This is a genomic window from Hymenobacter volaticus (assembly GCF_022921055.1).
GTDB classification, from domain to species: Bacteria; Bacteroidota; Bacteroidia; order Cytophagales; family Hymenobacteraceae; genus Hymenobacter; species Hymenobacter volaticus.
Genome location: NZ_CP095061.1, coordinates 1,271,068 through 1,294,078 on the forward strand (window position 1 = coordinate 1,271,068; position 23,011 = coordinate 1,294,078).

Sequence of the window (23,011 nt, forward strand, 5' to 3'; positions counted from 1 at the left end):
GCCCACCGCCTAAGTTCGACCAGGAGGTGCCGTTCCAGCTAGCAAACCCTCGTGCTGGAACTGAAGAGGGGGAGTTCTGCCAAAATTGCCTGCTGCGTACAACACGCCATTGGGCCCGAATGCTAGTCCGTAAACTTGCCCTAGAGTAAGACCACCGCCTAACCCCGACCAGGAAGTTCCGTTCCATCGGGCCACACTTTCACTGGAGTCTATTCGAATAAAGCCTCCAGCGTACAGGTCGCCATTGGGCCCCAGCACCAGCGTAGTCACAGAGCCAAAAGATGCACCATTGCTTTCCAAAGGCGTCCAAGTCGTGCCGTTCCAGCGGGCAACCCCAGTTACTACAGGTTGGCCATCTATTATGCGGAAGCTGCCACCGGCATATACGTCGCCGTTGGCCGATGATGTCAGAGCCGTTACGTTCCCATTAGCACCGCTGCCGAGTGCGGTCCAAGTGGTGCCGTCCCAGCGCGCAATTCGGGCCGCAGCTACCCCTCCGGCCGTAGCAAACGAGCCGCCCGCATACACGTCGCCGTTTGGGGTCACAGTCAACGCCCTAACGCTAGCATCAAGGCCACCACCCACCGCCGACCAAGTGGTACCGTCCCAACGCGCTAGGTTCTGGGTGCCTGGTACCCCGGCTACGCCTGCCGGAAACTCTCCGCCCACGTACAAATTGCCGTTGGGTGCTATGGCCAATGCATAAACAACACCGCTGATACCTTGGCCCAAGGAAAACCATGCTGCCCCGTCCCAACGGGCTACACGGTTGGCTGCAACTGCGCCCGCAGAATTGAAGGCGCCACCAGCGTAGACATTGCCATCGGGACTTGCCACTATGGCGTTGACAGTGCCATCAATCCCCGGTTCGCCAAAGCCGCTCTGCCAGCTTTCGTCGCCAGCCCCAGTGGGTCGCAACAGGGACTGGGATTGTGCTTCTTTGGTTGACGAAGTTCTTCCAGTAGCAACGGTACGAAAGGTAACAGCCGTTGGGTAAGGTCGTTGCGAGCGACCAACTCCCGCAGATGAGCTCTTAGGTAGTATGCTCCCCTGCCAATTTTGAGCAGAAGCAGCCAGCGTGGCTACCGATAAAACCAGAGCAAGTAGCCACCGGCCAACAGAAGTAGAGGAAAGGTGTACCATAGCCTACACAAGAAGGATGTGGAAAAAGACGCTATTGCGCGTAGTCTGACGCTCTTTTATGGAGCGGACGTATACAATGAAGTATGCTTCATGCTGTCTTAACGGCAGGCGCTGTAAGTTGCTAATCATCTAATCATCAGCAAGCTTGCGGAACAGCATGTGCAAAGATTGCGGAAGGCTACCAACGTCTGCGGAATTCATCATCACATGCCAATAGACTTCTTGATCAGTACCAGTCTATAGTAGTAGAATATACATCTAATTTGCGATGTTTATTTGAGTTTCTGAATATTAGAGAACTGGGTCGTTTTGTATCTGATTTTGTCTGTTGCAGAAAATAAAAAAGGCGCCCTCCGATAACCGGAGGGCGCCTTTTTTCTACTGATAAAATCCTTTACCAACCCGAGCCGGCTGGGGTGCTCCAGCCATCATCGGTCTTTTTGGTGTCTTTCTTCTTTTTCTCTTTTTGCTTGGTGCTGCCTTCGGCGTTTTTGGTTTTCACCTTCACCTTTTCGGCACCTGCTGGTGCTGGGGCTCCTGGTATAGGAGAACCCGCCTTAGCCGATGCCGCCGGCGTAGCTTCAGCGGGAGTGGCAGTTTCTAGTACAGGCGCGGTCATGTCCACCGCCGAATTAATTTGGTCGGCCTGCACGGATGCTTGTTGTTTCTCTAGGGCAATGAGCATCTGCTGAGGCACTAGCTCGTTGTCTTTCCACACTTTTAACTGCTTGTCCAAAATTTCTTTCTCTTCCTTGGACTGCTTTTTAGCCAGCAATTCCGACAAGTTAGGGCTGCCACCATCGCGCCACGCCGTCAGCCACAGCGACGACACAAACGTAGGGGCTAGCTTGATGCGCCAAGCCACCTGGCCACCTACTTCTTTGTGGTAAGCATCGGCAAAGGCATCGGAATAAGAGCGGCGCGTTTTGCCATACTTGTGCGAGTACACATATTTCGTTTCGGGGGTGAAGTTGCGCGTTACCTTCTCTTCCATATCGAAAGTAGCCCCCAGGAAGCCGTACGAACTCTGAATCACTTGCCAGATATCGGTCAGTGGATCTTTCACGTACTTCGCCGACTCGTTGTCGAGCTTGTACTCGGCAATGTGGCGCTCGGGCAGCTTGGATTCCCAGAGAGAGTGCAAACCGTTTTGGTTGCTAAGCTGCCCGTCGTAGTTGACGGTGGTATGCAACGGCACGAAAGCATCGGCTACATAGTGGCACAAGTCGGCGGAAAGGCGGACGATGGCGGCCGTGTCGCGGGCTTTGAAGGCGGCCGTGAGGTCGTCTTTGGTTTCCATAATTTGCCACGGCACCGTGCCATACTTATGGAGCGTGTCGGCGGTGTATTTGGCTTCGGCTTTGTCCCAGGCTTTGGGCATGAGGCCAAACGGGTCGTCGCCGTAGTGGTCCATGTCGATGAAGTGCTTGGTGGCTTCTTTGGGGTCGGAGTCGCGCCGCTCATCGGGAGCCGTAGAGAGCTTCACGATTTCCTTCATGTGCCGGAAGTAAAACGGCTGCAAGCTAGAAGGCAGCGCGTACACCGACAGCTGCGCAATGGTACGATGCGCAAAAAAGCCCCAGCCTGGCGACGTAACTGGCACCAGCAAAGCCAAGCAAAGCAGAAGAATAAACGGTTTTTTCATGGTGTAGCAGCTGTACCCGTAAATAGACCCGTAAAGTTAAGTTGAATAGATGAGTAAGGTGTTGGGTTATTAGGAGATAAGCCCAGTATGAAATCAGGAAAAAGCCGGACATCTTGCTAGTTGAAGCAAGCATCCGGCTTGTTTGCTGAACCCATTACGCTTCGATACGTGCAGCTCGCCGCTCGTCTTACGTGCCTGCTGCCGCTCTGTTTATTACCCGTCATCCCCTTGCTTATTCCCATGGCGCTCATCTCGAAAAAGAAGGTCAACTATCCAGTTAAACCAGCGCTTCGCGAGTATTTGCACCACTACGACCGGGAGACCCTGCTACCCGTCAGCTACCGGGACCTTACGCACTTCAGTGGGGCGTATCCATTGGTCGACCGGTATGGCAACGACACGCTTTGGGAAACAGTTTTCTACGAGCCGCAAACCCTGCGTGAACTCAGTGAGGGCCTAGCCCAAGTGTACGCCTTGCTCAAAACCGATGGGGATTTGTCGTTTACCGACCACCTACTGGCCGACCGCATCGACTATTGCCGCTTCGGCAACTCCAGACCATTTCGGGTGCGCATCATCAATCGGCTCAACGACAACTACGACTATTTCTACGTGAAAACTGCGGATGCCTCTCGCGTGTACGGTCTGGAGCTAGAGCACCTCTTGTCGCCAAACCGCCTAAGCTACCTCGTGAGCGGTGATACGCTGGTGGAAGAACATATAGCCGGTATTCCCGGCGACGATTTTATTCGGACTCGCATGCCGCAGATGCCATTTAATCAAGTGCGGATTGCCAAAGAGTTTGTGAAATTTAATGAGCGGTGCTTTGCCCGGCTACTCGGCGATATGCGCTCTTACAACTACGTAATTGTGGTGACGCCCGACCTGGAAGCCGAGCAGTACCGCGTCCGGGCTATCGACTTCGACCAGCAGAGCTACGAAGGCCGCAAGACTATGTACTTGCCCCAGTATTTCAAGGATAATTTGGCCGTGATTCAGATGTGCAGCCGTTTCCTCAAGGCCGAAGCCATTCGCCAGTATCAGACCGAGGAACGGGTGGTGATGCTACGCCGGGTCCGCCTAGAGCGCTACCGCCTCAAGGAACTCATGGACTGTATGCGCCGCGAAGAGTTAGCGCCGCCCGAAAAAGTAGCGCAACTCAAAAGTGAGCTAAACCTGCACCATCAAACTACCGCCTTCAACCGCTGCCGCAATATGGGCGACATCGTGCGCCAAAACCTGAAGCTGATGCTGGACCTACCCAACAAGTTGGAATAAATGAAGCAGTAGCAGGTGAAAAAGTGATTTGGCTTCAACTTGTGCTAATTGCGAGCCTTAGGCTGCCTTTTCACCTGCTGCTCGGTTGTTAGCTTTGCTCTATTTTCGTGACAATGGCGTCGTTAGCATGCTGCTCGGCGTAGTGGTCAAGTAGCTCACCGAGGTGCTCTAAAATAAAGTCTACGGCCAGTTGACGCACTTTGTCGCAGTTGCCTTCAAACTCTTGCCGCAGTTCTTTTGCGCGGTTCTCATGCAGAATAGTGAAGTACATGGTGCCTACCGGCTTCTCGTCGGATTCGGACGCGCCGGCCCCGCACAAACCCGTAACGGCAACACAGATATCAGCAGTAGGCAAGTGCTTGTGCAAGCCCATGGCCATTTCGTTGGTGACTTGTTGGCTCTCGGCCGTGTACATGGCCAGCGTCTCTTTCTTCACGCCTAGCAGGCGCTGCTTGGCCACCGGATGATACGTTACGACGGAACCAAGTAGTACTTCACTACTTGCTTCTCCTTTCACAAATTCAGAAGCTAACAAACCGGCCGTGCAGCTTTCGGCGAAAGCCACGGTAAGCTTGTACTGCAAAAATTTCTTGAGAAGGGCATTGAGGTTTGATGGCTTCATAGGGAGGGAGGGAAACAATAAGTCCTCTCTTTACGCGAAGCTGCTGCGCAATAGTTATAGTCGAGTTACTGAGTTATGTGCAGAAACGCCTCTGGAGCAACACGCTAGCTGCTGTTTCTGCGCGTCGAAAATTTGTACAGCGGATAGCTGCCAACGATTAGCCCGGCGGCCAGCAAGGTATTGCCAGGTTCCGCCACGGCATTGCTTATCAGGAAGCCAACGGAAATCAGTAGTGCTAGGCCAGTTGTGTAAGGATAACCCCAGGCGCGGTAGGGGCGGGGCAACTCGGGCGCCGTGCGGCGTAGCCAAAGCACAGCGCCAAACCCTACAGCGTAATAGCTCACAAACAAGATACTCGTGACGGCCAGCAACTGCTCGGCACTGCCCGTTGCCATTAGTAGTAACGTAAGGCCGGTAGCTACCAGCAACGCCGGGCGCGGCGTGCCTCGCTCGTGCACCTGGGCTAACGGGCGAGGGAGGTGTCCATCACGGCTCAAGGCAAACAGTACCCGGGTCGCCATCAGTAGCACCGAGTTGAGCACGCCCAAATGGCCCAACACGGCCACAGCCAGCATGGCGCGGCGTCCCCAGGTACCTAGTAGTCGGTCGGCTACTTCTGCCAGTGGTAGTTCAGTGCCAACCAACTCGCTGAACGGTAGTGCGTGCAAGAGTGCCGCATTGAGCAAAGCATAAGTGAGAATGACGAGGGCCACACCTCCTAGCATGGAGCGCGGTACAGCGCGGGCGGGGTCGTGGTCTTCCTCGGCAAAATAAATAGCGGCGTACCAGCCATCGTAAGCAAAGATGACCGCCTGAAACGCCACGACCACGGCCAACGTGCCGGACTTTACCAAACTGCTGTTGCTTAAAACTGGGGCAGCTGGCAGCCACCAACTGCCTGTCAGCAATACTGCCAACGCTAGCGCCATGAGCAAGGCCGTCAGCTCTTGGGCACGGCTGGCTTCGCGCAAGCCGCGCCATTGAATAAGCCCCAGTCCACCTACGGCCGCCGCCGCCACGGTGCGTTCGTGGCCGGCTAGTGGCGGAAAGAGCTCGGCTGCATACGTGGCCATCATAAGAGCGACTAGGGCACCGGTTACGCAACTGCTCACCCAGTCGCCCCAGCCTACCACCACCGCTACAAACTCGCCGAAAGCGCGGTGCGCGTAGCCATACCAGCCTCCCGCCTGAGGCAGCATAGCCCCGAGTTCGGCAATGGAATTAGCGCCTAACAGCGCGTAAAATCCGCCCGCCAACCACACTAGTAGCACCCCGTTTGGCGAACCTACAGCCTCGGCTACTTCGCGGGGCGAGCGAAGCACGCCCGTACCAGTAGTGCCGCCCACTACCACAGCTAACCCAAAGCCCATGCCTAGCAGGCGCAGCAAACGAGAGGATTGGTTGGTAGTAGGAACTGTCAACAGATGAGCAGGATAAAGAAGTGATGATTATCGACCTAGACCGATACTCATGCCAATGGATAACTCTAAGCCCCCGGGACTAAAAATATTTACCATGTCACGCATCTGCGGGGACGGTGGTTGCCCAGTGGAAGTGAAATAGGTTACTGGATCACTGGAGAGCCGTACGCCATAGCCTAAAGTCCCGATAAGCCCGACGCGGCCCGGCTGCCACCGCAAACCAGAGCGCAAGTGCAACAGGGCACTAGAGGCTAACTGCACAGTTGCCTTCTCCTCTGAAGCGGTACCCTCATTTAACGTGATGCTGAAATCGTCGACCCTGCCTGAGCGAGCTAGGTTGAGCCCAAGATAAGGAGAAAGAGGCCTGTGCGAACTTAAAAAATGCCGTACCCCAACCCCAATTTTACCGCCAAGCCCAACTCCCAATCCCACGTTTACATCAGTGGAAGGCCCCACTAAATGGGCATAGCTGACGCCTAAGCCGCCATAGGGCCCACCCCAACCGAGGTCTATACCCAATGTGGACGTGCGGTAAGTACTTAAGTCGGAGGGCCGGGCGATGGGCATGGTAGAACGCGCGCCCGGCACGGGAGCCGGCATGTTGCCTGCCGGAGGCCGTGTGTTCAGTTCAGTTTGTGCCAGGGCAGGCGTGCCAGCAGCTATAATGCATAGCGTGGAAAGAGTAGTAAAAATTTTCACGGGTAGAGCTTGAGGAAGAGAGTAACGACGAATGGCAGGAGGCAAGTGGCATAAGGAGGGCAGCCCTTACCATTTTGTTGTATAGCTAAACAGAAATTTTCTGCTAACAACAAATAAGCCACGCGCAGCCCGCCATTGCGTTTACTCTTGCCGGTAAACCATGCCCTGTTTCATCACAAAGCGTACTTGTTGCATCACCTTGATGTCCTGGGTTGGGTCGCCTTCCACGGCTACTACGTCGGCAAACTTGCCGGGCTCCAGCGTGCCAAGGTTGGCGGTTTGGTCGAGTAGCTCGGCGGCCGATACGGTGGCGCTGCGTAACGCCTCGTAGGCTGGCATGCCCGCTTCCACCATGTACTGAAACTCCAACGCATTGGCCCCGTGTCGAAACACGGCCGCATCCGTCCCGAAGGCTATTTTCACCTTAGCCTTATACGCCCGCCCAAATGTGCCCTGCAACTTCGGCCCAATGGCCAAAGCCTTGGGCGTAACCAGGGGCGGATAATAGTTCGGAATCTTGGCTGAATCGGCTACGGACTTGCCAGCCGTGATAGTGGGCACGTACCATGTGCCGTTTTTCACCATTAGCCGCATGGTTTCGTCGTCCATCAGGGTGCCGTGCTCGATGCTGTTGACGCCTGCCCGCACGGCGCGCTTCATTCCCTCAGCGCCGTGGGCGTGACACGCCACACGTAACCCTAGGTCGTGCGCGGTTTCTACTATGGCTCGTATCTCGGCCTCGGTCATCTGGGGTGCCGAACCGTCTTTGGCCACGCTCAACACGCCGCCCGTGCTGGCAATCTTGATTAAGTCGGCGCCGCGCTTGTATTGCTCGCGCACAGCTTGGCGGCCCTGATCAGGACCGTTGATTACCCCCTCAGCGGGGCCAGGAGTACCCATTAGGTTGAGGCGGTAGCCGTTGGTCGGGTCCATGTGGCCACCCGTGCCCGATATGGCCTTGCCTACCGTGAAAATGCGCGGACCCGTTACCTGCCCCCGATTGATGGCATTGCGCAACGCCACGTTCACACCTGAGCCGCCCAAGTCGCGCACCGTTGTGAAGCCGGCCAGTAACGTTTTGCGGGCGTAGGTGAGGCTGTTGAATGCCACATCGGCCGGGTTCTGCGTGAGTTCCTTGAGAAAACCGTCTTTGCTGGTCTCGTCTTCCAAATGCACATGGCAGTCGATAAGGCCAGGCAGCACTGTACGGTTCTTCAGGTCGATGACTTTATCGGTGGGGCCACCGCTCTGGTACCCTTTCTGTACGGCCACCACGCGGCCATTTTCCACAACTATCGTGGCTTCGGTTTGGACGCGCTCCTGGCGCATGTCCAGCAGGCGGCCGCACTGCAAGTAGGTTTTCTGGGCTTGCGCTGTAGGCACATACAAAGCGAGGACTAAAGCAGAGAGTATAAGTGTTTTTCGGAGCATAAAGAAAGTTTGGTTGAACACAAAAGAGCAGTGCACGCCTAAGTAAGGGGTTTTCAGCTACATGATGCTTTCTCACCGGAAGCCGGCTACCGTAGGCTAGTGAAACTTACAGTGCAGGGTAATCTCATGACACCTGCAGATGCCAAAAAATAGGCTGCTTGCAGCATAAATTATGACCGTCTTCCGTACCTTCCGGCCCATTAATTCACTTACTACCCCATTTTATGGCCACCCCCGAAGAATTCGAAGCCGCCGCCACCCGCAGCAAAGAATTGCCTAGCAAACCTTCTAATACCGTACTACTTCAGCTTTATTCTCTCTACAAGCAAGCTTCCGAAGGCGATGTTACCGGCGACCGGCCCGGCGGCTTCGACTTCAAAGCCATTGCCAAATACGATGCCTGGAGCAGCCTCAAAGGCAAAAGCGCCGATGAAGCCCGCCAAGAATACGTGGACCTAGTGAATTCCTTGTTTCAGCAAGCCTAAGCCAGCGTCTAGCTCGCCGTTTTCCTGTAAACGCAACAAGCCCCTGCTACCACATGGTAGCAGGGGCTTGTTTGTGAAGTAGCTACGAGGTTAGCTCAACGGCGGAGTGCCCGAGGTAGATGGAACTACGGGCGGCGTAGCGGGCTTAGGAGCCGGCAAATCGAAGGCAATAGCAGCGTGCTCGAAGTGCCCTTTGTGCGACCCGTCGCAGAAGGGTTTCTGATTGGAAAGACCACAGCGGCAGATACTGATTTTTTCGCGGCCGCCTAAGCCGTAAGGCTGTCCTTGAGCATCAACAAGTTCAATATCGGTGCCCTCTACGCGGAGGGAGCCATTGCTAAGGACAGTGAGTTTGGTAGCCATGTGGTGAGATGGTGAAGTGGTGAAATTGTGAAAGGGGCGATGAGAAAGTAATGCTTTGGCAATGCGCCCGACCTGATGACGCGGCTTGCGCATCAACCTTATAGCACTACCATTAGCGTAGTTCTTTACGCATGATGTAGTCGTTCATCCAAAACGGCCCGATGGGAATGTCTTCTTGCCGGTGCCGACTGAATCCTTGGTGTTCGTAGAAAGCCAGCGCTGGGTTATTGCGGTTTACGTTGAGCTCCAGGGCCTGGGCTCCAGCTGAGCGGCTGGCTTCTTCTACGGCGGCCACCAGATGCTGGCCTAAACCCTGACCTTGATGGGAGGGAAGTACATAGATTTTGTGCAGCTTGAAAACACTGGTTCCCAAAGGCAAGCGCGAAAACGAGGCAAAACCAGCGGGCTGGTCGTTGGTGTACAGCAGCAGAAACGTGTGCTCATCGTTGGTCATCTGGCGCTGCAGCGAGGCTGGCGTGTAGATGACGCGGTACATGTAGTCGATTTGCTCTTTGGAGATGATAAAGCGGTACGTAGGTTCCCAGGTGGCTTCAGCCAACTCGATGATGGTGGGAATATCGGCCAGAGCGGCGGGCCGAATAGTAATAGTAGCAGGAGCAAAAGCAGACATAGGCTGCAAAAACGGCATTTTACAGGTAAGAACCGAACTTGAGGACTGATTTCACCGTTTTGGGCCGGAAATTGCCAGGCAGATGTATACCCTACCTGTTCTCGACCGTTAATAGGTCAATTCCCTTACCTGTCCCCTATGAAACGTTTCGCTTTTCCCTTGTCGCTCCTGTTAGCCACGCTTGCTCTGGCTTCTACCACCCAGGCACAGCAAACGACCACGCAAAAGCCTGCCACGCAGAAAACGACTACGCAAACGTCAACTTCTCAAACCGTGTCCGGTGTAGAAAAGGATGTGCGCGTTTTCAGCGATTGGGTAAGTGATAAGTTGAACCGTGCCGAAGTAAGTGTCCGCCGCGAAATGCCGCGCATAAGCGCCGAATTCGACCGCCAGAGCAAGCGTATTGACCGGAGCGTAGATAGTTTGTCGGCGCAAGGCAAGCGCGAATACGGCGACCAGAAAAAGCGCTACGAAGACTGGGCCGCCAAGCAAGATAGCCTGGATGCAAAAGCGCGCCGCCCCGAAACGGCACAGCAAACCCAAGACCGTTTGCTCGGTGAGAAAGTGGTACTGAGCAGCGCCCGCGCCACCGAGCTGCCCGACCTCTATGCCCGCTTTATTGGTTCCACCCGGGAGCAGCGCCGTCAATGGACCGCTGCTGATTGGAGCAAGGCTGGCGTGGTGTTATCCAATTTGAATGCGCGGTATGCGCAAGTGCGCGAACAGCTACCACTAGAAGACCGGGTCCGGATTCGTTCTTGGCAGGGGGAGTTCCGTACTCTGGAGGCCGCGCGGGATGCCAAAGAAGTGATAGACAAATAAAGGCCGCGCCTGAGCTTGCAATGACCTTTACTGCACCCGATGGGTTTGCAGCCAAGCTCGTGCAGCGTCGGCATCACAGAAAACCCGGATAGACAACAGCTGGCTAGAGCGGGCTACAAAGTCCAGCGAGGCCAGCTGATTGTTTAGGTCTGGGGCAAAAACATAAGCAAAAGCTCGTAGCCCCAACTCGTAGGCCTGCGGCAGCCACTCAAATTCCAACCACTCCATGGCCTCGCTCCAGTCGCCTGTGGAGCCATGCTTGTTGTTGAGTATTAAAGGAAACCGCAACTGCTCTTGGGTCAGGAGTACAGCTTGGGCTCCCGTCACGACCGACTCGGCCGTGAGGTCGCCAAACCACTGCACGTAAAGCAACTGCTCGGCAGGGAAATAGAATTGTTGAAGCAGCGGGACACCGTGCGCATCAAGCACCAGCCCCAAATCCTGCGCATCAGGACCTGGAAACGAGGGTTGGGCAAGCGCTACTTCGGGACGGGCGGGAAACGAGGGAGCAGACATCGGCAGCACAGATTCTTAACCACTCTCTTAATATACCAAAACCAAAGAAAGTAGTCTAGAAAAAAAGAGGGACGCGTCGAGAAGGCGGATTCTGTACTTTTGTTGTTTAGGCTAGGCCACGGCGGCCGGGCCCGCATTCTTTTTTCACTTGTATGCACATTGCCATCGTCGGCAACATTGGAGCCGGCAAAACTACGTTGGCCAATAAGCTGGCCCACCATTTCAACTGGGAAGTATTTCTGGAAGACGTCGACCATAATCCTTACCTCAAGGATTTCTACGACGACATGCCCCGTTGGGCCTTCCATTTGCAGGTATATTTCCTTAACAGTCGTTTCAAGCAGACGCAGCGCATCAAGGAACTGCAAGCCGCTGGTAAAGGAGTTATTCAGGACCGCACTATCTACGAAGACGCGCACATCTTCGCCGCCAACCTACACGATTCGCGGTTGATGACCGAGCGTGACTACCAGAACTACCTCAGCTTATTCGAGTCGATGATCGACTTGGTGCGCCCACCGGATTTGCTGTTGTATTTGCGCGCCGACTTGCCCCGGCTCATTCATCAGATTCAGAAGCGCAACCGAGACTACGAAAACAACATCAAGATCGACTACCTCAAAAACCTGAACGGACACTACGAGCAGTGGATTGCTAACTACAAACACGGCAAATTGCTCATCGTCGATGTCAACCACCTCGACTATGTTCAGAATCCAGAAGATCTAGGCGTCATTATCGAGCGAATTAATAGCACCCTTTTCGGCCTGTTCTAACCTGTAATCGATTTTGTAGCCGCGCAATAACACGCAATAAAATTCTGAGCCCACAGAATCATGCTGAGCTAGTCGAAGCATGGTTCTGTGGGCTCACTTACTGAAAGTTGAGCTAAACCACTCAACTTTCGGCACTCATGGCCTGATTAAGAAACTGCACAAGTGGCTGCGTGGTGCGTAAGCCAGCTACCACGCGAGCCGCAAAATCTGGACGCAGCACTTCACTGTCAGGGAAAGTTTGCGAAACTCTAAATTCCTTCAGGCGCAGCCATTCTAGGTCGGGCGTCTGCTGATCGTAGCCGCGGGGTGGGCGCTGGAGCCGTTCGCCTTGCAGACCCGCCGGGAAATAGTGCAGAAGCTCCGGAGCTTCGCGGAGCATCCGAAACTCGGCACCGTTGTAGTGAATTTCTTGGCGTATGCGAGTTAAGGCAACTGTATCGGGCTTCCAGACACCGGCGCCCATCCACGTATGGCCTTCGGGTTGCACGGCCAGAAAGTATCCGGCCCAGGGAGCATGGCGGCCACCACGTTTCATACCCGCTCCCATGCGCCGCTTGTAAGGCTCCGGGTCGCGTTGCGAACGGTCATTTTTGTTGATGCGGAACATTACATCGGTGGGGGTGAGGGCGCGCAGATCCGGCTCGAATTCTTGCAGTCCGGTTAGCACTTCCTGCACCAGCGCCGCATAAATAGCCCGGGCCTGATGATAAGCTGCCCGATTTTCGTCCATCCACACCTTGTGGTTGTTTGCCGCTAGGTTGCGCAAAAAGTCGAGCAGAAAAGTGCGGTCCATGAAATAGAAAAGCGGTGATTAAAGGGTTGCGAAGTCAGTATGTGCAACGCTTACGGTTGAAACATATAAACCGCCAGCTTCACTGTTTTACCAACTCACGGCTTCAGGCTAAGCACTTCCACTGCGCTACCCACCCGAAGCAAGCCTTTTTCGGTGCTCGTTACGTTTTGCCCAAACATCACTTTCTTGCCTATCGAGCGGTAGGTGGCCAGCGTGCGTAGTGGTTCGCCGGTGGGGGTGCGTAACGAAGTTTGCTGATCTACGGTCGTCATGACACATCGGGCGCAAGACCGCACGGCCTGGAAAGTCACGTCCCCGATTCGAAATTGCCCCCAAGTATCTTCACTGAAAGCGGTGCCGCCACTGAACACGAGGTTGGGCCGGAAACGGTTCATCGACACAGGATCAGCGAGGCGAGTATTGAGGTCGTCGAGCGAGCTCTGGCCGATCAGTAGGAACGGGTACTCGTCAGCGAAGCTTACAAGTTGCCCTTCTGGATTCCAATCTGGGTCTACATCGCGCCGCACCATGTCCGACATGTAAATCAGCTTGCAAACTTGCCCTAACGCTTCGCTCAACCATTCGTCGGCTTCGCGGGAGCCGCGCCAGCCGAACACCATATCATCCCAGATAGTCACGAACAAGGTACGCTCTGGAGTGGCTTCAAATGGGATGTAGAGAGGCAGTAAATCGGGGCGCTGAACGTGGGTGAGCAGGAAACCATTATAGGCCGGAGCCACCCGTAGCAATGCCATTGCTGGGGTTTGCCGTTGCGTCATGAACCGGTTGCGTTCATCTACGAGCAGCCAGCGCCGGTCGTGCCGTAGGCCACGTTGCTCAGTAGTTGCTTCAGTAAGCCGAATGCCGCCCAGCGACTTAACAGGATAGATATAGAGGTCTTGTAAAATCAACGAGTCAATCATGCCGCTAAGGTAAGTGGCGCAACGCGCTCAGCAGCCACAGTTCACTGCTGGCTAACTAAGAATTCAGTAGCGCACATAGAGCCTTTTTACCTGCTATGTCCGGCACCACTGCTTTGGTACGGTATATTATTTACGTCGTCTTCTACTGTGTACACTAGATTGCCTTGAGTACATCTGAACTCCCACAGTTATCTGCTTTGATCGTTCGGCGACTTTTACAGCTTCTGCACTTCTTGCTAGCAAAGGTTGACTTCAGATACGGAATCAGAGGGCCTCGTTGTCTCATTATGAGATATACTATCTGGCTATGTGAGCCGAGTTTATAGCAGGTGTTCAACTATTTTACTTGAAATTATAATTAGCTTGTCACGAAATAAGCTAAAAAATAGAAGGTAGGTGACAAGGAGATTAATTAGCACTGTTAGAGCCTGTTCGATACTATAGCGGGACAGCGGCAGGAGGTGTAATGATACAATTACCGTCAAATTTTGAAGCACAGAAGGTCATTATAACTCTCTACTATTAGGCAAAAACCTTTTAGGAATATGGTATTAACAGTAAATTTTATAAATAACACCATAAGCCGGCTGTTTTAGTGGTATCAACACTGAGAGGAAAAGAATAAGCTTATTCAAGTGCTAAAGCCTTTTGCAGCACTTTTTTAAGCAGTAACTGTAGGCGTACTAAAATTGACAAACCTGAAAAGTGCTATTGTAATTGAATTGTTAATTTCTATATTGAGCTTCTCAAAGAAACAGTCAGTTGCACTGGCTTAGCTTTTGGGAGTAGTTGTTACCTCTGATTAACACGAATGATAAACTTCTAAATTATCCCAGTTATGCAGCAGTTAGCGTTTCTTCAAGGTAGGCTATGTCGATTTGGATATGGGGTTCAACTGATAATGGTTTTGATTCCTTTGGAACTGGTTCATCCTCCTGTTGATGCCACAAACTGGCTGCAAACTGGGCTAGTGGCTTTACTCATCGTTGTTTGCACAGGTTCAGCGGCTATGGTGGCCGTACCTCGCCTCCATGACATAGGCTTAAGCGGCTGGTACGCGCTTGCATTGGTGGTGCCAGTTTTGAATCTGCCTTCTCTGTTGCTGCTTTTAGTGTTGCCAAGTAAACCCGGCGAAAACAGCTGGGGAATGATGCCAATGCCTTATCCGCGGCCAAGTATTCCACAGTTTGCCTTGGGTGGGTTCCGCCTCAGCGTTTCCAACCGAACCCGATTGTAGTAAATTATATAATTAGCCTTTGGCTGAAGTGACTAGCAACAAAAACCCCAATGCACCATATGATGCATTGGGGTTTTTGTTGCTAGTCACTTCAGCTAGTTTATGGAGTCTGACGGGTGGCTAGTTGTACGGCTTGGTAAAGGTTCACTAAACCTCCCGTGTTCGACAATTCAGCGAAGTCTATCTCTTTATTGGTGCCTGGTTTTACCACTTTGGTATGGTACACCACTGCCGATTGCAGAATGATGCGCTTCATATCTTCAGCAGTGAGCTTAGGGAAATATGATTTCAGTACGGCGGCAATACCCACTACCACGGGCGAGGCCATGCTGGTGCCACTTTTGTTGCCGTATTCCTGGCCGGGCAGCGTGGAATAAATTTGGTTGCCGGGAGCAAATACGTCGACGTTTTTCTTTCCGTAGTTGGAAAACTCAGCCACCATATGGTTGTCGTTGAGACGGGCAGTGGCTCCCACCGTAATCATGTTCGGGATGCGCTTGCCATTAAGATAAACCGGCGACGGAAACTCTACATCCGTGTCGATGTCCTGGCTCTCGTTGCCAGCCGAATGCACGAGCAATACTCCCTTCTTTTCGGCATACTGAATAGCGTCTTCTACCGCCTCGCGTTGAGGAGAATAGTACTTGCCGAAGCTCATATTGATGATGCTGGCTCCATTGTCGACGGCGTAGCGAATGGCGTTGGCTACATCTTTGTCGCGCTCGTCGCCGTTGGGCACGGCCCGCACGGCCATCAGACGCACGTTGTCGGCGATGCCTAGGACACCGAGGTTGTTAGTGCGGTCGGCGCCAATAATACCGGCCACGTGGGTGCCATGCGAAGGGTCGGGGCCATGCGTATCGCGGTTACCATAGAGGCGGTCAGTAACATTGGCAGGATCGTCGCCGATGATAGTAGCCCGCGGGTTGTAGGTCGGATTCAGGCTGAAATCGAGCAGGTTCTTGCTCTGATCCATGCCTTCCTTCATATCCTTTAGCACCGTTTCGAGGTCAGCATAACCAGCCGAGCGCAAGTTAGCATCGAGACTAAGAGCCGCCCGCAGCAAATTCGGATCAGTGGGCTTGGCGCGGTGCAAGGTGGCCGTGTCGAGGCGGGGTACATTCAACGCCTGCCGCAAGTTCTCGGCCCCGGCTTCAGTCAGCTTGTAGTTTTCGCTAAGCGACTGATACTGGGTGGTGTTTTCGGCTATTTTACTGGCCTGGCTCTTCTTTACTTTCTGGTACAAGTCGAACTCGGCGCGCTTATTTGCGGGAACGGCCGTGCGCACCTTGCCTTCATAGAGCGGCTTTAGCTTAGCCAGCAGGCGAGTGTCCTCGTAAGTTTCCACGTCCACATTGCGGCCGTCTTTGCCACCCAGGAAGTTCCAACCCCGAATGTCATCGATGTAGCCATTTTTGTCGTCGTCTTGGCCGTTGCCAGCTATTTCGCGCGGGTTCGTCCACAGCACTCGCTTCAGATCGGCGTGCGCTGTGTCGATGCCGGCATCAATAACGGCTACCACTACGGGCGCGGAAGTCCGGTTTTTCAGCAATTCCTCGTATGTGCGCTTGGCACTAACGCCCATCACCTTATCGGTGGTTGGGTCGAGGTGAAACCATTGTTGAATGGGAACCGCTGGCAAAGCAGCCGGTGTCGTGTTTTGGGCTGCGCTTGCTAAGGGTAGCAACAAGGCCAGACCAAGACTCCACAACTGGGAAGAAAAAGAAAAGGACATCAGAAAAGATAAGCAGTGGGAAAGCGGAAATACGGACGATAACAAAATCCGATCCGCTTAATTCAATAATGCAGTTAAAAACAGAGAAACAAATTCTACGCTAAAGATGCACGCCGCATTGAGTAGGACACACAAAAAGCTCTAAAACTGGCAAGGTAGTGCGTGTGGTTATAGTACTATATTAACTTTAGCTTAATTCAACTATTTCATAGAAATATAATACACGAGCCAATTTTATTCTAGATTTGCAGTACTGAACCAATAGTAAATAGGGTTTTGCTAGCTCAAGTGATGTTGGAATGTATGAAGTAGGAGCATGAATCATCTTGCATGTCGGCTTACGTTCTGCTCATCGGCTTCATGATGCTATGACTTAGCCGCTTTTTTGCCTCGCCACTTTCACCTCCTACCAATTTTCTATGAAAACGAGTTTACCCATTTCTACTACAATGCCTATCTCACTTGCGCTTAGTCGCAAGTATTGGCTACTTCTGCTTACTTTATTATTAAAGTTAGCGCCAGTTTATGGTCAGTTTAACACTGACAATGATAGAGGCTTCTTCGACGTATTCGTTGTGGCAAAAGTCAAAAGTGCGAATGAAGTAATTTATGACCTCAACGGCCCTTTTACAAATACACCCTACAGTGATTTTGATGGCGAGAGTTTCGGAGATTTTCGTACCGATGAATCCTTAATGATTCGAGGAGGAGAAACAAAGACTTATAAAAATAGTGGCTGCGACATCACAGGAGCTGATTTATATTATTATGTGCACCGTGATGGGACGCCTGGAAATGTTCCTATAGAAAATTTTACACGGATTCAATTACGTTTTGGAGCTGACTTAGGCGGTTTACCTAATCCTAACAATCCTGGCAAACCGTATAATCCAGGCGACCAGCGTTGGGGTAATGCCTTTAACCTTGTAAACAATGTAAATATTATAAGAGGATTAACTCCGGGAAGCTATATAATAGAAGTATTTGTAACAGCTAATGTTCAAGGATGTGAAAGTGGAGGTACTGGAACCATGTATTACAGTAACAATAGCAGAAATTTTCAGAGGACTTTTACTGTTAGCCAAGGACCTTTGCCTGTTGCTCTTACTAGTTTCGAAGCCAAGCGCCAAGAAGCAAATGTGCTGTTAAACTGGGAAACTGCTTCGGAGGTAGATAGCCGTGGATATGAAATACAAGTGTCGACTGATAGCCGCACGTTTCGGTCGCTGAGCTTTGTACCTAGCCAGAGTGAAGGAAGCATTGTTGGCCGCCGTCGTTACACTTACACAGATATCGAACCTAACAAAGCTGGTGTACGCTACTACCGTTTGCGCCAAATAGACCTTGACAATAAAGAGACATTCTATGGCCCCCAAGTGGTCAGTTTCGGTAAAGCAGGGGCACTGGCGGCGCTTATAGCTGCCCCTAATCCTTTCAGCAGCGAAATAACGTTGACCCTGCCCGCGCAGGATGGCACCCGCTCCGGCACCGTGGTTGTAACGGACATGCTTGGGCGTACAGTATTCAATCAGCCCTTGCTTTTAAGTGCTGGTACTAGTCAAGTCCAGCTGCCCGAACTAGCTAGCTTACCGAAAGGCTTGTATCACCTGCGCTTAAGCTTGAGCGGAGAGCAGCAAGCATTGAAGCTGCTAAAAGAATAATCTGACTTATCGCCTGATGAAAAAGTCCTTCCAAGTTATTGGGAGGACTTTTTTGTGTGAATTGATAATCACCGTTTCAAGCAACACTTCCAGCCTTCGGGAGTTGAACCAACTACTACCGGAAGCTAACCTAGGCCAGCAACACTGGTAATCACCCCTAACAATTTGCTTTCAGCACGCAGCTCAAGTACTTCTTGGAGGCCGACGCAGGTAAGCTGCCGCATCGGCCTGTATATTTACCGCTATTGCTCTTACTCCGATTCATGATGCGCCTACGTTCTTTCTGTGCTGCCAGCCTTTTGGCGGTACTGCCGCTGCTGCCGGCCTCAATTGCTTTTGCTCAAGCCCCCAAAACTTACTCGTCTTCAGAAATTCTGCTGGGTCTTAAGAAGCTCAACGTGCTAGGCTCGGCGCTGTACATGGCCGCGCACCCCGACGACGAGAATACCCGCCTGATAGGCTACCTCGCCAATGGCCGTCTGTTGGAAACCGGCTACCTGAGCTGCACCCGCGGCGACGGCGGCCAAAACCTCATCGGGCCGGAACTGCGCGAACAGCTCGGCGTGATTCGGACGCAGGAATTGCTAGCGGCCCGCCGCATCGATGGCGGCCAACAGTTCTTCACCCGGGCCAACGACTTTGGCTTCTCGAAAACCGCCGAGGAAACCTTCACTATTTGGGACAAAGAGCAAGTGCTTTCCGATATGGTGTGGGTGATTAGGCAGCGCCGTCCCGACGTGCTTATTACCCGCTTTCCGCCCGATGCTCGCGCCGGCCACGGCCACCATACTGCCTCCGCCATTCTGGCTGCCGAGGCCTTCGATGCAGCTGGCGACCCCAAACGGTTTCCCGAGCAACTGAAGTACGTGCAAGTATGGCAGCCCAAGCGCCTTTTTTGGAACACCGGTAGCTTCTTTGTGAAGGCCGGCGAAGACATGAGCGGCTACCTCAAGGTGGATGCGGGGGCTTACAATCCGCTATTAGGCCAGAGCTACGGTGAAATTGCTGCCCGTAGCCGTTCACAGCACAAAAGCCAGGGATTTGGCTCTAACGCCACACGCGGTGAGGCGCTGGAATATCTCCAATATGTGAAAGGCGATAAGGCCAAGACCAATCCGTTCGAGGGCATTGATATGTCCTGGAATCGGGTGCCTGGCGGAACTGCTATTGGGAAAATGATAGACGAGGTGATTCGGAAGTATGACCCGGCTAATCCGTCGGCTAGCGTGGTAGGGCTATTAGCAGTTAGAAAGGAGATGGACGCTTGGGGAGTGCTATATGGGACCAAAGGCCGCACCTTGCAGCCTGGTTATGCATGGATAGAAACCAAGCAGCAAGAACTCGAAAAATTGATTCAGGCTTGTGCCGGTTTGTACTTGGAAGCTGTAGCTACGGAAGCCAACGTCGCTTCGGGACAAACAGTGCAGGTAGCCCTCACGGCGCTAAACCGTTCACAAGCATCTGTAGGCGTAGTAAGCGTAAGCGTGAACGGCTTCAACTTGAACAACTCGGTAAATAAAGATTTACTAGAGGGCCAAACGCTGACTTTACCACTGCAGTTGCCACTCGGTGCGCAGGTGCCCGTGTCGCAGCCTTATTGGTTGCGAGAGCCGGGCACAGTAGGTATGTATGCTATTCCTGCTAAGCTACTAGCCGTGCAAGGAGACACCTCCTTGCTTTTAGCATCTAAAGGACTACACCCTTCAAAAAATAAGAGCCAGCAAGTGGTAGTTCAGCAGCAACAGTTAGTTGGAAACCCGGAAACACCTGGTTCTCTAACTGTTGAGGTGAATACGGCCGTGCAAGGCAAACAAATTACGTATCAGATTCCCGTTCAATACAAAAGCACCGACCCGGTGGAAGGGGAGAAGTACCGCCCGCTGGCCGTAGTGCCTCCCGTAGCCGTGAACATAGCTGGCCGGGCGTACGTCTTTGCCGAAAATCAGCCCAAGACTGTACCAGTGACGCTGCGAGCAGGCAAGGCAGGCGTGAAAGGCACTTTGGCCTTAACATTACCTAAGGGCTGGAAAGCCGAGCCTGCTAGTATTCCGTTTGACCTAGCCAGCAAAGACGCCGAGCAAACTGTGCTGTTTCAGGTGCAGCCTAGCGCCGGTGCAGCCGAGGGCAAAACCGAGTTGCGCGCCGTAGCTACCGTGGATGGGCAGCAATATTCGCGCGGCTATCAGGCCATCGAGTACAATCACATTCCTACGCAAACGCTGTTCCCCGAAGCAGTAGCTCCGCTCGTGAAGTTGGACCTCAAGCGCAAAGGCCAAGAAATTGGTTACCTAATGGGTGCTGGCGACGAAGTGCCCGACGCGCTCCGCCAGATCGGCTACAACGTGACGCTGCTCAAGCCCGAGGATATTACCGACCAAAACCTGCGTCGCTTTGATGCCGTGGTGCTAGGTGTGCGGGCCTACAACACCATTGATAGGCTCAAGGCCCTTCAGCCTACGTTGCTGCGCTACGTCGAAAATGGGGGCAATATGGTGGTGCAGTACGTAGTGAACCGGGGTACCGTGATGCCGCAGATCGGACCGTACCCGCTTACCCTTTCTAGCGACCGGGTAACGGTGGAAAACGCAGCCGTTACCTTCCTGAAGCCGCAACAGCCATTGCTTAACACACCCAACAAACTAACCGCCAAGGATTTCGAGGGTGGGTGCAGGAGCAGGGCCTTTACTATCCCTCGCAGTGGGATGCCAAGTACCAACCTGTCATCAGTAGCCACGACCCCAACGAGTCGGCTAAGGAAAGCGCCATCCTCGTTGCCGACTACGGCAAAGGTCATTATATCTACACTGGCCTCTCGCTTTTCCGGGAATTGCCCGCCGGGGTGCCCGGCGCGTACCGCCTTTTGACAAATATGGTGTCATTGGGCAAGTAAGCCCGACAGTTTCTCTCATTTTAAGAGAAGTTAGCTTCTTAGTTTCCAGTTCCTCGCTCTAGTTGCCCGCCTTTATGCCCACCCAATCTGAAACTGAAAAGCCTCCGTTGCTGCCTTCTTGGCGGGCTTGGTACTGGCTGGTGCTCGGAGCACTGGCGGCGGAAGTAGGACTTTTCACGTATCTCACCCAGCTCTTCGCTTCATGAGCTTACTCGACTGGGTGGTGTTGGGGGCACGTTGCTCTTTATTGTGGGGTATGGCACTTGGCGCACGCGGCGTGCCGGCCAAACCATGGATTCTTATCTGCTCGGCGACCGGCAGGCGCAGTGGTGGGGCATTGGGCTAAGCATTATTGCCACTCAGGCGTCGGCCATCACCTTTCTAAGTACGCCCGGCCAGGCCTACGATGACGGCATGCGCTTCATTCAGTTCTATTTCGGCCTACCGCTGGCCATGGTACTGATTGCCATTTTCGCTGTCCCGATATACCAGCGGCTTCAGGTATTTACGGCCTACGAGTACTTGGAAGGCCGCTTCGATAGGCGTACCCGCACACTAGCGGCATTGCTGTTTTTGGTGCAACGGGGACTTAGCAATGGTCTTTCACTGTATGCACCGGCGTTGGTGCTGTCGGCCATTTTGGGCTGGAATATCAACCTGACGGTTTGGTTGATTGGCGGCCTAATGATCTTCTACACCGTGGCTGGCGGCACGCAGGCCGTAGCCGTGACGCAGCAGTGGCAGGTAGGTGTCATTTTCACGGGTATGGTGGTGGCAGGCTACTTGCTGGTGCATTACCTGCCTGCTGATATGGGCTTCACAGAGGCCATGCAAGTAGCTGGAAACCAAGGCAAGCTCAACCTCGTCGATTTTCACTTCGACCCCAGTGACCGATACAATTTCTGGTCGGGCATGACGGGTGGCTTGTTTCTGGCGCTGTCCTACTTCGGCACCGACCAAAGCCAGGTGCAGCGCTACTTAGCTGGCCGCGACATTACGGAAAGCCGGCTTGGTTTGCTGATGAATGGCCTAGTGAAAGTGCCCATGCAGTTCGGTATCCTGCTTATCGGGGTGCTGCTCTTCGTGTTCTACCAATTCAATGCGCCACCGCTTACCTTCAACCGTCCGGTCCACGACCAAGTAGCCCAATCGGCAGAGCATGGCCCCAGTCTCCAAGCCCTGGAGAACAAGCACCGCCAACTGTTTGAGGCGAAGCGAGCCGCTAATACCCAATTAGTAGAGGCTCTGCGCAGCCATGATGCCGACCAACTAGCGGCTGCTCAAACACAGGTGCAAGCTTCCAACACAGCCACTCGCGCATTACGCACCGAAGCACAGGCACTTCTCAAAAAAGCGGCACCTTCTGCCGAAGCGAAAGACACCGATTATGTGTTTCTGACCTTTGTGCTGCGGTATTTGCCGCAGGGACTCGTCGGTTTGCTGATTGCAGTGGTGCTGTCGGCGGCTATGGGCTCGGCGGCTTCGGGACTTAATGCGCTGGCTTCCACTACGGTAGTTGATTTGTATCGCCCTAGCCGTCCGCACCTGAGTGGGAGCCACTGCGTACGTGCTTCACGGTGGGCTACTATTGCGTGGGGCGTGCTCGGTATTGGGTTTGCAACGTTTGCCGCCCGGCTCGAAAACCTAATTCAAGCCGTTAACATTCTCGGCTCCCTCTTCTATGGCACCATCTTGGGCATTTTCGTGGTGGCTTTCTTCATGAAATCCATCGGCGGCAGAGCCGTATTTTGGGCGGCTATCCTTGCTGAAATTATCGTGCTGTTGCTGTTCTGGCTGACTGATATCGGCTACTTGTGGTTCAACATCATCGGGTGCGGGTTGGTCATGCTGCTTGCCGCCGGTTACCAGCGCCTCGTGCCTTCGGCTAGTTTGCTTCAGGATGGAAAAAGCTAATGATAACTTTCCTTCGCAGGTTCTGC

Annotated in this window: 21 protein-coding genes; 9 read left to right on the forward strand and 12 right to left on the reverse strand. The window is 53.3% G+C overall.

Features of this window, described 5'->3' with window-relative positions; translation table 11 throughout:
• Positions 1-9: 9 nt before the first annotated feature.
• Both MUN86_RS05570 and MUN86_RS05575 read right to left on the reverse strand, forming a co-directional pair.
• Entirely contained in the window at positions 10-918 is a 909-nt protein-coding gene (locus MUN86_RS05570; RefSeq protein WP_245122738.1) for a WD40 repeat domain-containing protein, read from the reverse strand.
• Positions 919-1,537: 619 nt separating this feature from the next.
• Positions 1,538-2,788, reverse strand: a complete 1,251-nt coding sequence (locus tag MUN86_RS05575) for a zinc dependent phospholipase C family protein (RefSeq protein ID WP_245122741.1) — start codon at positions 2,786-2,788, stop codon at positions 1,538-1,540.
• Positions 2,789-3,028: 240 nt separating this feature from the next.
• Here MUN86_RS05575 and MUN86_RS05580 point away from each other — a divergent pair, with 240 nt between their 5' ends.
• Complete coding sequence (locus tag MUN86_RS05580; RefSeq protein ID WP_245122744.1) at positions 3,029-4,066, forward strand: hypothetical protein; 1,038 nt, start codon at positions 3,029-3,031, stop codon at positions 4,064-4,066.
• 88 nt (positions 4,067-4,154) lie between these two features.
• Here MUN86_RS05580 and MUN86_RS05585 read toward each other — a convergent pair whose 3' ends face one another.
• From MUN86_RS05585 to MUN86_RS05600, 4 genes are all read right to left on the reverse strand, one after another.
• On the reverse strand, positions 4,155-4,688 hold the full coding sequence (locus tag MUN86_RS05585) for a CinA family protein (RefSeq protein WP_245122746.1): 534 nt from the start codon (positions 4,686-4,688) through the stop codon (positions 4,155-4,157).
• A gap of 104 nt (positions 4,689-4,792) precedes the next feature.
• On the reverse strand, positions 4,793-6,109 hold the full coding sequence (locus MUN86_RS05590) for an APC family permease (RefSeq protein ID WP_245122749.1): 1,317 nt from the start codon (positions 6,107-6,109) through the stop codon (positions 4,793-4,795).
• Positions 6,110-6,136: 27 nt separating this feature from the next.
• Positions 6,137-6,808, reverse strand: coding sequence for a hypothetical protein (locus MUN86_RS05595; protein ID WP_245122752.1), 672 nt, complete (start codon positions 6,806-6,808; stop codon positions 6,137-6,139).
• A 141-nt stretch (positions 6,809-6,949) separates the two neighbouring features.
• The gene (locus MUN86_RS05600) at positions 6,950-8,239 is read right to left on the reverse strand and encodes a metal-dependent hydrolase family protein (protein WP_245122754.1); all 1,290 of its coding nucleotides are present in this window, start codon (positions 8,237-8,239) and stop codon (positions 6,950-6,952) included.
• 224 nt (positions 8,240-8,463) lie between these two features.
• On the opposite strand from MUN86_RS05600, the gene MUN86_RS05605 reads away from it, so the two are divergent.
• A complete protein-coding gene (locus MUN86_RS05605; protein ID WP_245122757.1) occupies positions 8,464-8,724 on the forward strand; it encodes an acyl-CoA-binding protein in 261 nt (86 codons plus the stop codon).
• A 90-nt stretch (positions 8,725-8,814) separates the two neighbouring features.
• Here the strand turns inward: MUN86_RS05605 and MUN86_RS05610 are convergent, their stop codons facing one another.
• Both MUN86_RS05610 and MUN86_RS05615 read right to left on the reverse strand, forming a co-directional pair.
• On the reverse strand, positions 8,815-9,087 hold the full coding sequence (locus tag MUN86_RS05610) for a CDGSH iron-sulfur domain-containing protein (RefSeq protein WP_245122760.1): 273 nt from the start codon (positions 9,085-9,087) through the stop codon (positions 8,815-8,817).
• A gap of 112 nt (positions 9,088-9,199) precedes the next feature.
• Entirely contained in the window at positions 9,200-9,718 is a 519-nt protein-coding gene (locus MUN86_RS05615) for a GNAT family N-acetyltransferase (protein ID WP_245122763.1), read from the reverse strand.
• A gap of 138 nt (positions 9,719-9,856) precedes the next feature.
• Here MUN86_RS05615 and MUN86_RS05620 point away from each other — a divergent pair, with 138 nt between their 5' ends.
• Entirely contained in the window at positions 9,857-10,540 is a 684-nt protein-coding gene (locus tag MUN86_RS05620; protein ID WP_245122766.1) for a hypothetical protein, read from the forward strand.
• A 27-nt stretch (positions 10,541-10,567) separates the two neighbouring features.
• Here MUN86_RS05620 and MUN86_RS05625 read toward each other — a convergent pair whose 3' ends face one another.
• Positions 10,568-11,056, reverse strand: a complete 489-nt coding sequence (locus MUN86_RS05625; RefSeq protein ID WP_245122769.1) for a hypothetical protein — start codon at positions 11,054-11,056, stop codon at positions 10,568-10,570.
• 152 nt (positions 11,057-11,208) lie between these two features.
• Here MUN86_RS05625 and MUN86_RS05630 point away from each other — a divergent pair, with 152 nt between their 5' ends.
• Positions 11,209-11,832, forward strand: a complete 624-nt coding sequence (locus MUN86_RS05630; RefSeq protein WP_245122772.1) for a deoxynucleoside kinase — start codon at positions 11,209-11,211, stop codon at positions 11,830-11,832.
• 121 nt (positions 11,833-11,953) lie between these two features.
• Here MUN86_RS05630 and MUN86_RS05635 read toward each other — a convergent pair whose 3' ends face one another.
• The gene (locus tag MUN86_RS05635; protein WP_245122774.1) at positions 11,954-12,625 is read right to left on the reverse strand and encodes a DUF2461 domain-containing protein; all 672 of its coding nucleotides are present in this window, start codon (positions 12,623-12,625) and stop codon (positions 11,954-11,956) included.
• A 95-nt stretch (positions 12,626-12,720) separates the two neighbouring features.
• Positions 12,721-13,548, reverse strand: coding sequence for an MOSC domain-containing protein (locus MUN86_RS05640; protein ID WP_245122777.1), 828 nt, complete (start codon positions 13,546-13,548; stop codon positions 12,721-12,723).
• An 838-nt stretch (positions 13,549-14,386) separates the two neighbouring features.
• On the opposite strand from MUN86_RS05640, the gene MUN86_RS05645 reads away from it, so the two are divergent.
• A complete protein-coding gene (locus tag MUN86_RS05645) occupies positions 14,387-14,785 on the forward strand; it encodes a DUF805 domain-containing protein (RefSeq protein WP_245122780.1) in 399 nt (132 codons plus the stop codon).
• 100 nt (positions 14,786-14,885) lie between these two features.
• Here the strand turns inward: MUN86_RS05645 and MUN86_RS05650 are convergent, their stop codons facing one another.
• Positions 14,886-16,520 carry a S8 family peptidase gene (locus tag MUN86_RS05650; RefSeq protein WP_245122782.1) on the reverse strand — a complete coding sequence of 545 codons (1,635 nt, stop codon included), beginning with the start codon at positions 16,518-16,520 and terminating at the stop codon, positions 14,886-14,888.
• Positions 16,521-16,939: 419 nt separating this feature from the next.
• Here MUN86_RS05650 and MUN86_RS05655 point away from each other — a divergent pair, with 419 nt between their 5' ends.
• The 4 genes from MUN86_RS05655 to MUN86_RS05665 all read left to right on the forward strand — a co-directional run bounded on the left by MUN86_RS05655 (position 16,940) and on the right by MUN86_RS05665 (position 22,985).
• Complete coding sequence (locus MUN86_RS05655; protein ID WP_245122785.1) at positions 16,940-18,181, forward strand: T9SS type A sorting domain-containing protein; 1,242 nt, start codon at positions 16,940-16,942, stop codon at positions 18,179-18,181.
• Between the two features lie 263 nt (positions 18,182-18,444).
• The gene (locus tag MUN86_RS05660) at positions 18,445-21,045 is read left to right on the forward strand and encodes a PIG-L family deacetylase (RefSeq protein WP_245122789.1); all 2,601 of its coding nucleotides are present in this window, start codon (positions 18,445-18,447) and stop codon (positions 21,043-21,045) included.
• A 100-nt stretch (positions 21,046-21,145) separates the two neighbouring features.
• Positions 21,146-21,277, forward strand: a complete 132-nt coding sequence (locus MUN86_RS31120; RefSeq protein WP_280640607.1) for a hypothetical protein — start codon at positions 21,146-21,148, stop codon at positions 21,275-21,277.
• A 43-nt stretch (positions 21,278-21,320) separates the two neighbouring features.
• Positions 21,321-22,985 carry a sodium:solute symporter family protein gene (locus MUN86_RS05665; protein WP_311181792.1) on the forward strand — a complete coding sequence of 555 codons (1,665 nt, stop codon included), beginning with the start codon at positions 21,321-21,323 and terminating at the stop codon, positions 22,983-22,985.
• Positions 22,986-23,011 lie beyond the last annotated feature (26 nt).

Coding starts and splice junctions, on each gene's coding strand:
- MUN86_RS05630 (WP_245122772.1), top strand. CDS start 11,209: ATGCACATTGCCATCGTCGGCAACATTGGAGCCGGCAAAACTACGTTG.
- MUN86_RS05660 (WP_245122789.1), top strand. CDS start 18,445: ATGATGCGCCTACGTTCTTTCTGTGCTGCCAGCCTTTTGGCGGTACTG.
- MUN86_RS05655 (WP_245122785.1), top strand. CDS start 16,940: ATGAAAACGAGTTTACCCATTTCTACTACAATGCCTATCTCACTTGCG.
- MUN86_RS05625 (WP_245122769.1), bottom strand. CDS start 11,056: ATGTCTGCTCCCTCGTTTCCCGCCCGTCCCGAAGTAGCGCTTGCCCAA.
- MUN86_RS05650 (WP_245122782.1), bottom strand. CDS start 16,520: ATGTCCTTTTCTTTTTCTTCCCAGTTGTGGAGTCTTGGTCTGGCCTTG.
- MUN86_RS05575 (WP_245122741.1), bottom strand. CDS start 2,788: ATGAAAAAACCGTTTATTCTTCTGCTTTGCTTGGCTTTGCTGGTGCCA.
- MUN86_RS05585 (WP_245122746.1), bottom strand. CDS start 4,688: ATGAAGCCATCAAACCTCAATGCCCTTCTCAAGAAATTTTTGCAGTAC.
- MUN86_RS05635 (WP_245122774.1), bottom strand. CDS start 12,625: ATGGACCGCACTTTTCTGCTCGACTTTTTGCGCAACCTAGCGGCAAAC.
- MUN86_RS05640 (WP_245122777.1), bottom strand. CDS start 13,548: ATGATTGACTCGTTGATTTTACAAGACCTCTATATCTATCCTGTTAAG.
- MUN86_RS31120 (WP_280640607.1), top strand. CDS start 21,146: ATGCCCACCCAATCTGAAACTGAAAAGCCTCCGTTGCTGCCTTCTTGG.
- MUN86_RS05610 (WP_245122760.1), bottom strand. CDS start 9,087: ATGGCTACCAAACTCACTGTCCTTAGCAATGGCTCCCTCCGCGTAGAG.
- MUN86_RS05645 (WP_245122780.1), top strand. CDS start 14,387: ATGCAGCAGTTAGCGTTTCTTCAAGGTAGGCTATGTCGATTTGGATAT.
- MUN86_RS05620 (WP_245122766.1), top strand. CDS start 9,857: ATGAAACGTTTCGCTTTTCCCTTGTCGCTCCTGTTAGCCACGCTTGCT.
- MUN86_RS05615 (WP_245122763.1), bottom strand. CDS start 9,718: ATGTCTGCTTTTGCTCCTGCTACTATTACTATTCGGCCCGCCGCTCTG.
- MUN86_RS05605 (WP_245122757.1), top strand. CDS start 8,464: ATGGCCACCCCCGAAGAATTCGAAGCCGCCGCCACCCGCAGCAAAGAA.
- MUN86_RS05580 (WP_245122744.1), top strand. CDS start 3,029: ATGGCGCTCATCTCGAAAAAGAAGGTCAACTATCCAGTTAAACCAGCG.
- MUN86_RS05600 (WP_245122754.1), bottom strand. CDS start 8,239: ATGCTCCGAAAAACACTTATACTCTCTGCTTTAGTCCTCGCTTTGTAT.